Source organism: Azohydromonas lata NBRC 102462 (genome assembly GCF_001571085.1).
Taxonomy (GTDB): domain Bacteria; phylum Pseudomonadota; class Gammaproteobacteria; order Burkholderiales; family Burkholderiaceae_C; genus Azohydromonas; species Azohydromonas lata.
The window spans coordinates 61,808-75,807 of record NZ_BCTC01000011.1 but is presented as its reverse complement, the minus strand read 5'-3'; the positions used below and the strand labels follow the sequence as shown (position 1 = coordinate 75,807).

Here is a 14,000-nt window from a genome sequence, read left to right as displayed (position 1 = left end):
GTGTCAGCCCTCGATGTTCGGCGGCCACTTCTCGGTGTTGACCTGGCCGGTCCACTTCAGGAACTCCACCAGGTCGTCGAGTTGCTGCTCGCTGAGGTTGAAGTTGGGCATCTGCCGCCGGCCCGGCGCGCCGCTGGGCTGCGCCTTGATCCACGCCTTCACGAACTCGCCGCCGCGGCGCTCGATCACGTTGCCCAGCTCCGGCGCGAAGTACGCGCCCTCGCCCAGCAGCGTGTGGCAGCCGATGCAGTTGCGCGTCTCCCACACGGCCTTGCCGCGCACCACCGCCGGGGTGATGTCGGCCGCGTGCGAACGCTGCGGTATGTGCTGCTCGGTGTTGACGATCAGCGCGGTGAACAGCAGCGCGAAAAACACGCTGCCGCCCCAAAAAATGTTGCGGGCCTTCTGCTTGGTGAACCCGCCCTGGGTCTGGCTCATGACAAGCCCTCCTCGGTCGAAACACGATGGGGCTTAGCCTAGGGATTCACTCAGGCTTCTTCCTTGAACCGGTTCAAGAATCGGGACGTCGCCGCCCGCCGGCCGTGCACTTGACACGAATCAAGCACGCACGTGACCGCAAAAGCCCATCCACCAGGGCCGCGCAGCCTGCGGCGGGCCCTGAAAACCCGCCTTGCGGCAGGCCATAAAAAAACCCGCCTTGCGGCGGGTTGGCGGTGGAGCCGGCGCGCGGCCGGCTCAGCAAAGCGAAGCGGCGGCGGTCAGCGGCGACCGACGATCATGCCCACCAGGAAGCCGACGCCGGCGGCCACGGCGATGGAGCGCCAGGGCTTGTCGTGCACGTAGTCGTCGGCGGCCTGGCCGGCGGCGCGGGTCTTGTTGACGGCGTTGGCCTGCAGGTCGCGCAGGTCGTGGCGGGCCTCGCGCAGCCGCTCGCGCAGTTGCGTGGCGCTGGCGCTGGCGCTGGCGGCGCTGGAGCGCATGAGCGCCTCGGCATCGGCCACGATGGCCTTGAGATCGCTCTTGAGCTGATCCATGCCGGGGTTGTTCGCCACAGGTGCATCAGGGGTGGTCATGTCGTTCATCGTGCGGTCCTCCGTGGTTGAAAGGGCTGGCGCAGGCCAGGTGCCGATACTTCGGCCACTACCTTAGCCCCAGGCCACGCATGGCGGCAAGCACCGTGCGCAACCCTGCAGCGCCAGATAAACCCTTGGAGCGGCCATGGAGCCGCCCTATCCATGCAGACCACGGAAAACGCCCGCGAGTTCCCCGCGGGTTGGAAACACGGGCGGCGCGCGGCCGCCCGCGTGCTCAGGCCGGCAGGGCCTCGGCCTGCGCCGCAGCCAGGGCGCCCAGGACGGCCGTCGGCGTGAGCAGCCGCTCCATGAGCTCGCGCACGCTGCGGATCTGCGTGCCGAAGGGCAGCGCGCCCTTGCCGCGGAAGAACAGGCCCTTCTTGACCTCGCCGCGCAGCGCCGCGGCGAGCTGGTGGTCGATGCAGAACTGGCCCCAGCCCTTGAGGCCGTCGCGCAGCCCGCACTGCGCCAGGCAGTCGAACACCTTGGTGCAGCGCGACTTGGCGTGCGCCTTCTCCTGCAGCTTGTCCTCGGCCTTGAGGTAGGACTGCAGCCACTGCGTCTTGATGCCGCGCGCGGGCAGGCCCGCCACGCTGGTGAACTCGGTCAGCTCCTCGTCGCGCGCCTCGGCCAGCACGCGCTTGAACTCGGGGTGCGCGTCGCACTCGTGCGTGACGGCGAAGGGCGTGCCCAACTGCACGCCGGCCGCGCCCAGGGACTGCAGCCGCACGATGTCCTCGTAGCTGCGCACGCCGCCGGCGGCGATGACGGGAATCTCGCGCTCTATGCCGGCCTTCCTGAAAAACTCCAGCACGGCGGGAATGACGTTCTCGAAGTCGAAGCGCGGGTCGTTGAGGTCCTGCACCTTGGCCGCGCCCAAGTGCCCCGCCGCCAGGCGCGGATGCTCGATCACGATGGCGTCGGGCAAGCGCTTCTTGCGCTCCCACTTCTTGACGATGAGCTGCACGCCGCGCGCATCCGACAGGATGGGCACCAGCAGCGCCTTGGGATGGTCCTGCGCCAGGTCCGGCAGGTCCAGCGGCAGCCCGGCACCCACGACCACGGCGTCAATGCCGGCCTCCAGCGCCCGCTTGACGCTGTTGGCGTAGTCGGCCACCGCGCGCATGACGTTCACGGCCACCAGCCCGCGTCCCTGCGAGAGCTGCTGCGCGGCCTTGATCTCGCGCTCCAGCGCTTCCAGGTTGGCCGCGTTGATGAGGGCCTTGCCCTCGGCCTCGCGGCCCGCGTGCGCGGCCGCGCCCTCGGTGCGCTCCATGAGGTCCGGGTGGTGGCGGCGCAGGTCCACCGAGCTGATGGTGCCCACACCCCCCATGGCGGCCACGGTGCCCGCCAGCCGGTGCGCAGACACGCCCACACCCATGCCGCCCTGCACGATGGGCAGCAGCGAACGGCCGCCCAACGACAGCGCCTTCAGGCTGCTTTGCTTCAAAACGGACGCAAGAAGGGAGTCGATGTGCGGATTCATGAAACGGGGGCGGCAAGACGTCAAGCTGCGGACCATACGCAAGCCGATGCGCCGCCGCCTTGATCCTTGTCATGCGCGCCGTGATGAGGAAAGCCTGCACGGGAACACGGCGGCTTGATGCGTGTCAGGACGCACGTCCGCCGGAGAGGGTGCCCCAGCCCCCCGCCGGCCCTGTGCCGCAGCCCCGCCGGGGCACCTTCCCGCGGCCTGCGCGCGAACAGGCCGCCCGCACTTGCCGGCTCACCTGGACACCGGGAGCACCGGGTGTTTCCCTGGCGAAGTCCCCGCCGGCACTGTTGGGTTGGATGCCGCGGCTTGCAGCCGCGCGGCGCGGTGGCGATGCTCCCGGCCATGGCCTTGGAACACGCATCCCCCCTGCAGCCCATGCGGCTGCTCACCGAGGGCGCCCTGCCCCCCGACGCCGTGAGCGTCAGCCTCATCAAGAGCGAGGAGCTGCAACTGCTGCGCGTGGTGCTGCGCGCCGGCGGCGTGCTGCCCGCGCACTGGGTGGCCGGCGAATGCACCATCCAGTGCCTCACCGGCACGGCGCAGCTCATCGCCGGCGACCAGCGGCTGGCGCTAGAAGCGGGCGACGTCGTCCTGGTGCCCAAGCACCAGCCCCACGAGCTGCAGGCCCGGCACGAGGACAGCGCGCTGCTGGTGACGATCCGGCTGGGGGCGTGAGGGGCGGGAAAGGCGTGAGACGGGCGGCGCGCGGGCTCAGCCCCGCGGCGGCCATTGCCCGCCAATCTCGTTGAACAGCTCCTGCGCCTCGCCCGGCCCATCCTTGTAGGGCCCCGTGCCGCTGTGCTCGGCGCGCGAGGCGGGCACGAACGCGCCGCGCCGCACGTCGAAGACGTGCACCTCGCCGTCCTCGATCACGTAGTGCCAGCCGTGCAGCGTCAGCTCCCGCGCCTGCACGCGGCGGCGCACCATGGGGTAGTCCATCAGCCGCTCCAGTTGCAGCACCACCGCGCGCTGCTCGGTGCGGCGCAGCGCCTCCGGCGTGGGCACCACGGGCAGCGCGGCCTCGCGCGCCAGGTCCAGCCACACGTTCAGGTTCCTGGCCTCCGGCGACACCTCGCCGTACAGCGCCTGCATGGCCCCGCAGTGGCTGTGCCCGCACACCACGATGCGCTGCACCTGCAACTGCAGCACGGCGAACTCGATGGCCGCCGCCGTGCCGTGGTAGCCGGCCGAGCCGTCATACGGCGGCACCAGCGCCCCCACGTTGCGCACCAGGAACAGCTCGCCCGGCTGCGCGCCGGTGAGCAGGTGCGGCACCAGCCGCGAGTCCGAGCAGCCGATGAACAGCGTGGTCGGGTGCTGGCCCTCGTCCACCAGCGCCTTGAAATGCTGCTCGTAGCGGGGAAAGGCGTCGTCGTGGAAGCGGCGCAGCCGCTGCAGCAACTCGTCGTCGTGGTCAGGCATGGAAGAGGTTCTCGCGTGGCCGCCGCGCGGCAACTTCGATGCCGGCAAGCTCCGGCGCCGCCGCACCCGGCATCGCGTCACGCAGCCCGCGGCCGCACTGGGGTGTTGGGTGTGTGGCTCAGCCGGTGAACACCCGCTTGGCCTGCGCCACCTTGTCGCGCAGCGGCGTCTTCATGACGGTGTCCAGCAGCTCGCCGACCTTGAAGGCATGGTGCTGCTCATGCACCACGCCCACCTGCGGCATGTCGGCCAGGCCCACCTTGCGGGCGTGCTCGACGAAGCCCGGGTTGCGCCAGAAGAAGCCGCCCGGCAGCGTCGTCGGGATCACCGCCGCGAAGAACAGCGCCCGGCCCAGCACCGACTGCGCCAGCGCCACCACCGCCAGCAGCGGCAGCAGCACCACCGCCAGGCGCGGCGCGGCCAGGGCGGCCAGGGCCAGCACCAGCGCCGCACCCAGCAGGCCATTGCGCAGCGCGTAGGAACGGCCGTACTGCGTGGTCTGGATGTAGAAGGACGCCGCACCCTCACTCTGCTGCTCGCGCAGGTCGCGGGCATGGGCCAGCACCGCCGCGCCTTCCAGCGCCAGGCCGATGGCGGCCACGCCGGCCACGATGCGCACCAGCCCTTCAGAGGCCACGCCCAGCACCACCGCCACCACGCCCACCAGCAGCGCCCCCAGCGACAGCGCCGAGGCGATGAAGCTGGCATCCGTGTGCCAGTGGTTCCAGAACGGACGCGCCTTGATGCGGTACAGCTTGATCATGTAGAAGCCGCCGAACGCGATGCCCAGGCCGCCCACCGCGGCGAACACGCCCTGGAGCGCCCCCACCAGCGGCTGCGCCAGCCCCGGCACCGCGCGCTCGGCCACCGCCAGCGCCAGGTAAGCCCCCAGCCCGGCCGTGAACACCGTCACCCCGGCAATCTCACGCGCCACCGGCGAATACTTGAGGTTGTAATAACCGCGATAAAACCGGTGCGGGCGGCCCAAATGCATGTTCAGCTTGAACATGCCGAATATCAGCAGGCCCATCATCGCCAGCAGCATAGCCAGCCAGGCCACGCTGTCCTGCAGCGCCACCAGCGGCTGGAATATCGCCGCGCCCGCCGTCAGCAGCGCGAACGCACCGGCGGCCAATTGCGCGGTCAGCGTGAAGGCAATGTGCGAATTCTCGTGGCTGCCCAGCAGCTTCTTCAAATTCCAGTGCTTCTCGAAACCCTGCTTGGGGTCGAGCACGGGCACGTAATTTCCATCGTCGTCCTTGCGGTGGAACTTGATGGGCACGCTGTCCACGCGGTGCATGTCGCGCGCCAGCGTCTTGGTCTGCTGGAAGCGGGTGTTCGGGTGCGTGATTTCCGGCGACGGGAAACCGGGGATTTCCAGCTTGGCCTGCACGCGCCCTTCGGGAATATTTTCCACGACGCCGAAATCCAGCGCCTTGCCCACGCAGGCCGACACGCAAGCGGGCTTCAGCCCAACCTCCAGCCGGTCCACGCACATATTGCACTTGCTGACCGTGCCCTTGGCCTGGTCGAGCTGCGGCGCGTTGTACGGGCAGACCCAGGTGCAATAACCGCAGCCGAAGCAGATGTCCGGGTTCTGCAGCACCGCCCCATACTCGGCAAACTTCGTATAAGCCCGCGTCGGACACCCTTTCAGGCAAACCGGGTCGTCGCAGTGGTTGCAGGCCAGCGAAATATTGATGCGCGACACGTTGGGAAAGGTGCCGCCCTCGATGAAACCCACCGAGCGGAAAGCCTGGTGCGCAGGATTGTCGTTTTTCTCCGAGCACGCGGTTTCGCAGGCATGGCAGGCGATGCAGTTGTCGGCATTGAAGAAAAAGCCGTGCTGCTTGTAGCGGTTGGGATTGTCGCCAACCATGCCGTCGCCGTTGATGTTAAGGCTCTGGCCGCGGCGCTCGTCGCCCACGGGAACCGTCTCAATGCCCTTGCCCCACTGGTTATGGCTCTTGCACGGCGCATCCGGCAAAACGGCATAACCAGGCTCAAATTCTCTGCGTTCAAACATGATGTGCAACTCCGGCAAGCCTTAGAACTTGCGCATTTCCTTGCTCAGGATGGCCGCCTCGTGCTGGTCGGCAATTTTCTCGACGCGCACCGCGCCCTGCTTGAATGCAGGCTGGCGGGAATACGGATCGAGCAAGGCAATCGTCAGGCGGTTGGCGCAATCGTGGAAATGGAAGGGCAGGAACACCATGTTCCTGCGCACGCGCTGCGTGAGCTGCGCCATCACCACCGCATCGGAGCGGCGCGACACCAGGCGCACATACTCGCCACGCCGAATACCCATCTCCGCCGCCGTATCGGGATTGAGCTCGACGAAGGGAATCGGGCTGAACTTGTTGTTGTTCCCCACCTTGCCGGTCTTGGTGCGGGTATGCCAGTGCTCCACCAGGCGGCCGGTATTCAGCCAGAATGGGTATTGCTCGTCCGGCACCTCGTAATTCACGACGAAAGGCAGCGCAATCAGCTTGGCCTTGCCGTCGGGGAAGCGGAACGTCGCGTCCTGCGTGTAGAGCCGCTTGCCGCCCACCGGGGGCAGCTCGCCCCGCGCCGCCTGCTCGGCCGTGTAGGGCCACTGCACGCCGCGGCGCTGCTCCAGCAGCTCGTGCGTCATGCCGGAGATGTCGCAGAAACGGCCCTTAGACAACCTGGCCATTTCCAGGAATATGTCCGACGCCTTCTCCGGGAAATTCACCCGGCCGTCCTCGTTGAACTTCTCGGCAATCTTGTTGAATATCCACAGGTCAGGCTTGGCCTGGCCCGGCGGCACGGCCAGGGGCGTGACGCGGTTGATGCGGCGCTCGGTATTGGTCATCACGCCGTCCTTTTCCGCCCAAGTGCCGGCGGGCAGGTAAACGTGCGCGTATTGATTGCACTCCGTGTCCTCGTAGCAGTCCTGCACCACGCAGAATTCCAACTGCTGCATGGCCCGCCGCACGCTCGCGGTATTGGGCAGCGAGCTCATGGGATTGGTGGCGACAATCCACAAGCCCTTGATCTGCCCCGTTTCCATGACCTTGAAGATATCGGTCTGCTTCAGGCCCACCTTCTTGGGGAAAAACTCGGGATCGACGTTCCAGGCTTCCCCGATTTCCTTGCGGTGCTGGGCATCCTCCAGGTAGCGGTAATTCGGCAGCCCGGAGCAGGACGACCATTCCCGCGTGCCCATGGCATTGCACTGGCCGGTAATGGACAGCGAGGTGCCGCCCGGCTTGCCCATGTTGCCGGTGATCAAGGCGAGATTGTTGATGCCCACCACGCCGTCGGAACCATGGGTGCTCTGGTTGATGCCCATGGTCCAGATCTGCATGGCCGCCGGGGCCTTGGCAAACAGGCGGGCGACGACGCGAATGGTTTCCTCGTCGATGCCGCAAACCTTTGCGGCCTTGGCCGGGTCCCATTGGGCCACCTCGGCCTTCAATGCTTCCAGGCCGTTGCAATTGGCCTCGATATAGCGCTTGTCTTCAAGGCCTTCCTTGAAGATGACGTGCATCATGGCGTTTTGCAAAACCACGTCCGTGCCCGGCGTCAGCGGCAGGTGAATATCGGCCATCTGCGCCAGCATGGTGACGCGCGGGTCCACCACGATCAGCGGGAATTTGCGTTGCTCCTGCGCGTCCTTCAGGCGGTAATAAATGATGGGGTGCTGCTCAGGCAGATTCGAACCCCAGGCAATCAGGCAGTCGGTGTGCGAGAAATCCTCGTAGCTGCCCGGCGGGCCGTCGGAGCCGAACGAGCGCTTGTAGCCGGACACGGCCGAGGCCATGCACAGCGTGGTATTGCCGTCGTAGTTGTTGGTGCCGATGAGGCCGCGGGTGAGCTTGCCCAGCGTGTAGAACTCCTCGGTCAGGAGCTGGCCGGTGGAAATCACGGCCACCGAATCGCGCCCATATTGGGCCTGGATGCGGCGGAATTCGTCGCGCACCTTGAGCGTGGCGGCATCCCAATCGGTGGCTTGCCAATCTTCGTGCCAATGGCCGCGCATCAGCGGTTTCGTGCCGCGGCCGGAAGCGGCGAATATCTCGTGCTCCGCCAAACCCTTGAGGCAGAGTTTGCCGCGGTTCACGTCCGCGTCGGCCACGCCGCGCGAGGCGACAGGTTTGCCCTGGGCATTCAGGCCCACTTCTATGGAGCAGCCGGTCGAGCAATAACCGCAGGTCGCATATTTCCACGCCACCACACCCTTGTCGGCGAGGGTGATGGGGTTCTTCTGAGTTCTGCCAAACAACATGTTTTTCCTTGCTGAACCGGCCCGGGGCGCGCTGGGACCAGGGCTGTCGGTTTGCTCTCTCAGCAGGGCAGCTGCTGCTTGCGGGTGCCGGGGACAGCCATGGACAGCGCTTCCTGCTGCGCTCGTTGAGGCATGACTGTCCCGGTTTCCACCGACGCGGCACATTCTTCCGACGGTCAGTTTTCAGCAGCGGAAGGAGTACGCAGGGTTAACCCGACATAGTTCTTTGGAACTAAGGGCGTGAAAAATACACGGGAAACCTGGCGCCGCGGTTTCAAAGCGCAAGATATCTTGACCCATCAAAATAATGGGCAAATTAAAACAACAAGCAATAAATTCCACGGGCCGCGGAAATCACTTTTTTGAAAACCCCTTGGCCCCCTTCACCGGTTCCAGCGGCATCCCGGCACGGCAGGTGCAGCGCCTGGGCGTGGACCGGGCCGGCGCCGCGCTACAAGGGGTGTGACGGGCGTCAGACCTTGCAGGCTGCGGCGCGCAGTTGCACGGCAGCGGGTACCAGCTTCTTGGCCGGATGCCGCAAGGCGTGGCGTATGAGCCAGCGCAATTCGTTGTCCGCATCCGCCAGCCAGCGCCGGCACAGCTCGAACACGCGCTCGGGATGCCGCTTGGCGATGTCGCCCAAGTGGTTGGCGACGCTGCGGCGCACGTACAGCTCGGGGTCGTTCTTGAGCTTTTCCAGGAGGGGCAGCACCGGCGTGGGATCGGCGTCGAAGGCGGGAAGGCGCATGGCCCAGGGCAGGCGCGGCCGCGTGCCCTCGGAGCACAGGCGGCGCACGTGCGGGTCGGGGTCGTCCGTCCACTGCAGCAGCCGCTCCAGGGTGCGCTGCGGCTCGCGGATCAGGAAAGGGCGTATGCAGAACTCGGCGCTGAAGCGGCGCGTCAATTCATATTGAGCCCGCATGGAAACTTCGAAAGGATCCTCGCCGCCATTACCCACAGGGTCCAGCCCATATTGGGCGACGAAACTCACGTGCGGCAAATAGAAAAACACGGCCAGCCCCAATTCGTCGGTGCGCGCCATGGGCGGCGTGAGCGAGTCCAGCAATATGGCGATGGCCGACGCGTAATTGGCGGGCAGGTATTTGCGCATCGCCCGCGCCAGGTGCACGCCGCGGTCCATGATGCCCAGCGGCTCCAGGCCTTCCAGGGCGGCGGCGCGAAAGGCACCGGCATCGAATGCCGGATACGCCAGGCGCAGGTTGTGCGCCAGGCCATCCACCGCCTCCTCGCCGAGCAGGCGCTTCAAGGGCGCGCCCTTTTGTAGGGAGCGCGGGGCGGGAGGCAGGCGGGGCTGGTCGTCGGTCACAAGGGGCATCGCGCGGCAATGGCGTGGAGGGAGCACGCCATTGTCCGCATCAAGCCCTGCCGTGGCGCTGACGGCGCCTGGCCGCCAGGGCGCAGGCGCTCAGCCCGGCCAGCAGCAAGGCCAGCGTGCCGGGCTCCGGCACGGCCTTGGCGGGTTGCGACACGGGCGAGGACTGCGGCTGCGACAACGGGGACGACTGCGGGCCGGCCGAGGGAGAAGACGTCGGAGAGGAAGTCGGCGAAGACGTCGGCGTGGAGACCGGCGCGGACGGCAGCTGCAAGCCCGCCACGTCGACCGTCGAGAAATAGTGGTTGGCGTTGATCTGGATATTCGAAACCCAGTCCTTGACCACCACGTTGCCGTTGATCTGCCCGTTGCCGCCGGAGATGGAAGCCTTGGGCGCCAAGATGCTGCCGTAAACGCCCACGCCGCTGAGCACCAGGTCCGTCACGTCGACGAAATTGAAAAGGACGTTGTAGTCGGCAAAGCCGTACAGGCCGACGTTCTGGAATCCAGCGCGCGTGCCGCTGACATTGAAAATCAGCGTCTGCCCGCGGCTCAGCCCGTCGAACATGATGTTGTTCAAGCCCAGCAGCCGCTCGCCGGACACGTTGAAAACCTGCGCGCCGGCGCTGCCGTCGCCGCGCAGGGTCACGCCGCCCCAGGGGTTGAAGCTGGCCGTGCCATTGGCCGTGGCGGTGTTGAGCGCCGCGGACAGGCTGCTGAGCTGCTGCGCAGTCTGGTCGAAGGAGAACGGCGCGGCGCCCTGCTGCAAGGAGCCGGCGAACCCCAGGTTGCCCAAGCTGGTGCTGCCGCCCACCCAGGCATTGCCGTTGTTGATGGAGCCGTTCCAGAAGTTCAGGTTGCCGCCGACCACCAGCGCCTTCCCGGCCGAATCCGCCTTGTTCAAGGCGTTGACGCTGTAGCCGGAGAGTGCGGCGTTGCCGGCCACGGCCACGGCGCCTTCGGTGTCGCTGCCGGCGCTGCTGAAGTTGCCCAGGGCAAAGACGTTGAAGCTGGCGGCCGTGCCCAGGTCGATCACGGTGGCCTGTGCACTGCCGGACCAGGCCGCGCCCACCAGGAACGCGGCGGACAGTGCGAGGGGCAAGGCACGCAGGGAGGCAGCGGTGGACTGGGGCAAGGACATGCTGGGCAGCCGCCGGCGTTACGGCGGAACAGGGCGTTGGACGGCCCTGACAGTGTCCGGCAGCCGCGGAAACAAGCCGTGACGAAACTGTGAAAACTTGCCGCAACGCGCGTGCGCAGTTCACGCTGCTCGCGCCGGACGGGCCATTTCCACGCATCCATGCCGTGGAACGAGAAATTCTGCCTTGGCCCGCCCTGCGGGCTGCGCGACAAGAGGACCGCGGGCGGCTCGCCGCACACGCCCCTGCAGAACCCCCTTGGACTTGCCTCACGGACACCGCCATGCCCGTCTATTGCGTCTCCTACGACCTCAACAAGGTCGGCCAGAACTACGCCCACCTGCACGACGAGCTGCGCAGCTCCGGCACGTGGTGGCACCACCTCGGCACCACCTGGCTGGTGCACACCAGCGAGGCCGCCGACCAGCTCTCGACCCGGCTGCGCCGCGCGCTGGACGACAACGACAGCCTGCTCGTCATCAAGGTCACGCGCGACTACGCCGGATGGATGCCCAAGAAGGCCTGGGAGTGGATTGAGCGGCACCTTTGAGGGCGGCCGCCCCGCTCCTCAGCTCAACCCCCGCTCCGTCGCGTACACCGCCGCCTGCACGCGCGAGCTGAGGTTGAGCTTGCGCAGGATGTGCTGCACGTGGATCTTCACGGTGGTCTCGGCGATGTCCAGGGCGCGGCCGATCTCCTTGTTGCTGGCGCCGCGGGCGATGTGGCTCAAGATCTCGCGCTCGCGCGGCGACAGCGTGACGATGGGGTCGGCCGGCGCGGGTGCGGCGGGCGCGGACGGCGCCGGGGCCCCCAGCGACTGGAACGCGGCCACCAGCTTGGCCGTCATCTCGGGGCTGACCACCGACTCGCCGCGCACGCTGCGCACGATGGAGGCCGCCAGCGCCTCGCTGTCTATGGTCTTGAGCAGGTAGCCCTGCGCGCCGTTGCGCAGCGCGGCGGCGAGGTCGCGCTCGTCCTCGCTCACGGTGAGCATGAGCACGCGCGCGTGCGGCGCGGCCTCCTTCAGGCCCTTGAGCGCGTCCACGCCGTTGACGCCGGGCAGGTGGTTGTCCAGCAGGATCAGGTCAGGCTGCAGCGCCTGCGCGTGGCGCTGCGCCTCGCCGGCGTCGCCGGCCTCGGCCACCACGGTGAAGCGCGCGTCGGCGGCCAGCAGCGCGATCAGGCCGCGGCGAAACAGGGTGTGGTCGTCCACCACCAGCAGCCGGATGGGCGCGCCGGCGGCGGCGCCGGCGGGGGAATGCGTTGTCATCATCGCGCGATCATGCCGCCGCCGAGGGCGCTTGAGCCGCGGGCGGCGTGCCGGCGGCGGGAGCCGTGGACACGGCGGACGCGGCGGCCGAGGGCGGCACCGTCAGCGTCACGCAACTGCCCGCGCCGGGCACGGCGTCCACGCGCACCTGGGCGCCGATGCGCGCGGCGCGCTCGCGCATGATGCGCAGGCCCACGTGCGTCTCGGCGCGGTCGGCGTCGGGGTCAAAGCCCTGGCCGTCGTCGCGCACCTCGAAGCGCCAGCCCGCGCTGTCGGCCGCCACCTCCACCCACACCTGCGACGCCCGCGCGTGCTTGCGCACGTTGGACAGCGCCTCCTGCACCACGTGCAGCACCTGCACCTGCGCGTCCGGGTCCAGCGGCAGGGCGTGGCCCTCCAGCTCCAGGTGCGACTTCAGGCCCGTCTGGTGCTCGAACTTCTGCAGCGTGGTGCGCAGCGCGGGCTCGATGTGCTCGGCGTTGGTGCGGGTGCGGAAATGCACCAGCAGCTCGCGCACGTCGCCCATGCACTCGCGCACGCCCGTGTCGAGCTCGCCCAGGGTGCGCTCCACCACCGCCTCGTCGCCGCGCTGGCGCGCCGCGCGCAGGAGCTGGACCTGGATCTTCAAGAAAGCCAGCGACTGCGCGATGGAGTCGTGCAGCTCGCGCGCAATGAAGCTGCGCTCCTCGGCCACCGCGCCCTCGCGCTCCAGCGCCGCGGCGCGCAGCCCTTCCATGCCGCCGGCCAGGTGGCTCGCCAGCGCGTCCAGCAGGCTGCGCTCCTCGTCGCTGAGCGTGACGCTGCCGCGGAAGAAGAGGTCCACCTCGCCCAGCAGCCGGTGGTGCAGCCGCACCGGCACGCTCACCAGCGTCTTGAAGCCCTCGCGGGCGCAGTGGCCCAGCGTCTGGTCGGCCATGACGATGGGGATGACGCGGGTGCGCGCATCGGCCGCGGACTGGCCGCACAGGCACTCGCCCGTGGGCACGCAGTGCTCGCCCTCGCTCAGCGCCGCGGGCAGGCCCTCGCCGGCCAGCAGCAAGTAGCGCTGGTTGGCCTCGTCGCTCCAGCGGATGGCCGCGGCGTCGGCGCCGGCAATGCGCCGCACCTGCTTGGCGAAGTGCTGCGCCATGCCCTCCAGCGTGTCGGAGCGCGCCAGCAGCGCGCTCACGTCGTACAGCGCCTGCAGCCGCCCGCGCTGCAGCTCCAGCTTGGCGGTCTTCTCGCGCACCTTGTCCTCCAGCCCGCGGTAGAGCGACTGCAGCGTCTGCGCCATGCGGTTGAAGCCCTCGCCCAGGCGGCCGAACTCGTCGCGGCTTTGCACCTCCACGCGCGCGTCGAAGTCGGCCTGCTCCACGCGCTCCAGGCCGCGCTGCAGCCGCGCCAGCGGCTCCAGGACGAACAGGTGCCCCGTGTAGAACAGCGCCACGGCCACCGCGATGGCCAGCCCAAGCATGGCCAGCTGGTACAGGTGCAGGATGCTGGTGAAGCGCGCGAGCTGCAGCTCGATGGAGCCCACGAACAGGTCCACGGAGCGCACGAAGGCGTCGGCATCGGCGCGCACCTGCGCCGGCGCGGGCAGCGTCCCTTGCGCCCAGCGCGCGTGCAACTGCTGCCACTGCTGCAGCACGTCCGCAAAGGCCGCATGCACGGCATCGTTCCATGGCACGAACAGGGGGCGGGAGGGGTCCCCGCGGCCCAGCAAATCCAGGCTGGCCTGGAAGCGGTCGAACTGCGCCTGCACCTGCTCAGGCGAGGTGTCGTGCAGCGAGGCCGCGAGCTGCCAGGTCTGCATGCGCATGCGCCCGGCCTCGTTGACGGCCGCCGCGCCGCCTTCGAGCTGCCAGCTCACCCACAGCGTCAGCCCTATGGAGGCCAGGGCCAGCACCAGCACCGCAGCGCCTATGGCCAGCAGCTTGCGCGCGAGAGTCCAGGGAGTCTTCATGCGCGCACTCTACGCAGCGCGCGCCTGCCGCGCCTGCCACCAATGCGAAAACCACGCATCCCGTGAACGCGCGCCGTGCCGCCCGCAACCCCGGGATGCGGGCCACCCGGCCA

General features: G+C 68.2%; 12 protein-coding genes. 2 read left to right on the top strand and 10 right to left on the bottom strand.

Annotated features, from left to right (window positions below):
• Positions 1–3 precede the first annotated feature (3 nt).
• The 3 genes from ALA01S_RS06465 to ALA01S_RS06455 form a co-directional block, all read right to left on the bottom strand.
• A complete protein-coding gene (locus ALA01S_RS06465) occupies positions 4–438 on the bottom strand; it encodes a c-type cytochrome (protein WP_066333691.1) in 435 nt (144 codons plus the stop codon).
• A 281-nt stretch (positions 439–719) separates the two neighbouring features.
• The gene (locus ALA01S_RS06460) at positions 720–1,043 is read right to left on the bottom strand and encodes an ElaB/YgaM/YqjD family protein (protein WP_218011433.1); all 324 of its coding nucleotides are present in this window, start codon (positions 1,041–1,043) and stop codon (positions 720–722) included.
• Positions 1,044–1,269: 226 nt separating this feature from the next.
• Positions 1,270–2,520, bottom strand: a complete 1,251-nt coding sequence (locus ALA01S_RS06455; protein ID WP_066333686.1) for an NAD(P)H-dependent flavin oxidoreductase — start codon at positions 2,518–2,520, stop codon at positions 1,270–1,272.
• A gap of 351 nt (positions 2,521–2,871) precedes the next feature.
• On the opposite strand from ALA01S_RS06455, the gene ALA01S_RS33890 reads away from it, so the two are divergent.
• Positions 2,872–3,204, top strand: a complete 333-nt coding sequence (locus tag ALA01S_RS33890; RefSeq protein WP_169805858.1) for a cupin domain-containing protein — start codon at positions 2,872–2,874, stop codon at positions 3,202–3,204.
• 36 nt (positions 3,205–3,240) lie between these two features.
• On the opposite strand, the gene ALA01S_RS06445 is transcribed toward ALA01S_RS33890, so the two are convergent.
• The 5 genes from ALA01S_RS06445 to ALA01S_RS06425 form a co-directional block, all read right to left on the bottom strand.
• Positions 3,241–3,951, bottom strand: a complete 711-nt coding sequence (locus ALA01S_RS06445) for a carbonic anhydrase (RefSeq protein ID WP_066333680.1) — start codon at positions 3,949–3,951, stop codon at positions 3,241–3,243.
• A gap of 118 nt (positions 3,952–4,069) precedes the next feature.
• Positions 4,070–5,977, bottom strand: coding sequence for a DmsC/YnfH family molybdoenzyme membrane anchor subunit (locus ALA01S_RS06440; RefSeq protein ID WP_066333745.1), 1,908 nt, complete (start codon positions 5,975–5,977; stop codon positions 4,070–4,072).
• A gap of 21 nt (positions 5,978–5,998) precedes the next feature.
• A complete protein-coding gene (locus tag ALA01S_RS06435; RefSeq protein WP_066333678.1) occupies positions 5,999–8,203 on the bottom strand; it encodes a molybdopterin oxidoreductase family protein in 2,205 nt (734 codons plus the stop codon).
• Between the two features lie 472 nt (positions 8,204–8,675).
• The gene (locus ALA01S_RS06430) at positions 8,676–9,470 is read right to left on the bottom strand and encodes a DNA alkylation repair protein (RefSeq protein ID WP_238455709.1); all 795 of its coding nucleotides are present in this window, start codon (positions 9,468–9,470) and stop codon (positions 8,676–8,678) included.
• A gap of 109 nt (positions 9,471–9,579) precedes the next feature.
• Positions 9,580–10,677, bottom strand: a complete 1,098-nt coding sequence (locus ALA01S_RS06425; protein WP_066333675.1) for a choice-of-anchor A family protein — start codon at positions 10,675–10,677, stop codon at positions 9,580–9,582.
• A 281-nt stretch (positions 10,678–10,958) separates the two neighbouring features.
• On the opposite strand from ALA01S_RS06425, the gene ALA01S_RS06420 reads away from it, so the two are divergent.
• The gene (locus tag ALA01S_RS06420; protein ID WP_066333674.1) at positions 10,959–11,225 is read left to right on the top strand and encodes a hypothetical protein; all 267 of its coding nucleotides are present in this window, start codon (positions 10,959–10,961) and stop codon (positions 11,223–11,225) included.
• Between the two features lie 18 nt (positions 11,226–11,243).
• Here ALA01S_RS06420 and ALA01S_RS06415 read toward each other — a convergent pair whose 3' ends face one another.
• Both ALA01S_RS06415 and ALA01S_RS06410 read right to left on the bottom strand, forming a co-directional pair.
• Positions 11,244–11,945: a response regulator gene (locus tag ALA01S_RS06415; protein WP_066333742.1), complete on the bottom strand. Its 702-nt coding sequence runs from the start codon at positions 11,943–11,945 to the stop codon at positions 11,244–11,246.
• A 10-nt stretch (positions 11,946–11,955) separates the two neighbouring features.
• Complete coding sequence (locus ALA01S_RS06410) at positions 11,956–13,887, bottom strand: type IV pili methyl-accepting chemotaxis transducer N-terminal domain-containing protein (protein WP_066333668.1); 1,932 nt, start codon at positions 13,885–13,887, stop codon at positions 11,956–11,958.
• Positions 13,888–14,000: the final 113 nt, after the last annotated feature.

Bases quoted from the DNA above. Each gene is read 5' to 3' on its own strand.
- ALA01S_RS06410 (WP_066333668.1), bottom strand. From the start codon at position 13,887: ATGAAGACTCCCTGGACTCTCGCGCGCAAGCTGCTGGCCATAGGCGCT.
- ALA01S_RS06420 (WP_066333674.1), top strand. From the start codon at position 10,959: ATGCCCGTCTATTGCGTCTCCTACGACCTCAACAAGGTCGGCCAGAAC.
- ALA01S_RS06440 (WP_066333745.1), bottom strand. From the start codon at position 5,977: ATGTTTGAACGCAGAGAATTTGAGCCTGGTTATGCCGTTTTGCCGGAT.
- ALA01S_RS06445 (WP_066333680.1), bottom strand. From the start codon at position 3,951: ATGCCTGACCACGACGACGAGTTGCTGCAGCGGCTGCGCCGCTTCCAC.
- ALA01S_RS06425 (WP_066333675.1), bottom strand. From the start codon at position 10,677: ATGTCCTTGCCCCAGTCCACCGCTGCCTCCCTGCGTGCCTTGCCCCTC.
- ALA01S_RS06460 (WP_218011433.1), bottom strand. From the start codon at position 1,043: ATGAACGACATGACCACCCCTGATGCACCTGTGGCGAACAACCCCGGC.
- ALA01S_RS06435 (WP_066333678.1), bottom strand. From the start codon at position 8,203: ATGTTGTTTGGCAGAACTCAGAAGAACCCCATCACCCTCGCCGACAAG.
- ALA01S_RS33890 (WP_169805858.1), top strand. From the start codon at position 2,872: ATGGCCTTGGAACACGCATCCCCCCTGCAGCCCATGCGGCTGCTCACC.
- ALA01S_RS06415 (WP_066333742.1), bottom strand. From the start codon at position 11,945: ATGACAACGCATTCCCCCGCCGGCGCCGCCGCCGGCGCGCCCATCCGG.
- ALA01S_RS06455 (WP_066333686.1), bottom strand. From the start codon at position 2,520: ATGAATCCGCACATCGACTCCCTTCTTGCGTCCGTTTTGAAGCAAAGC.
- ALA01S_RS06465 (WP_066333691.1), bottom strand. From the start codon at position 438: ATGAGCCAGACCCAGGGCGGGTTCACCAAGCAGAAGGCCCGCAACATT.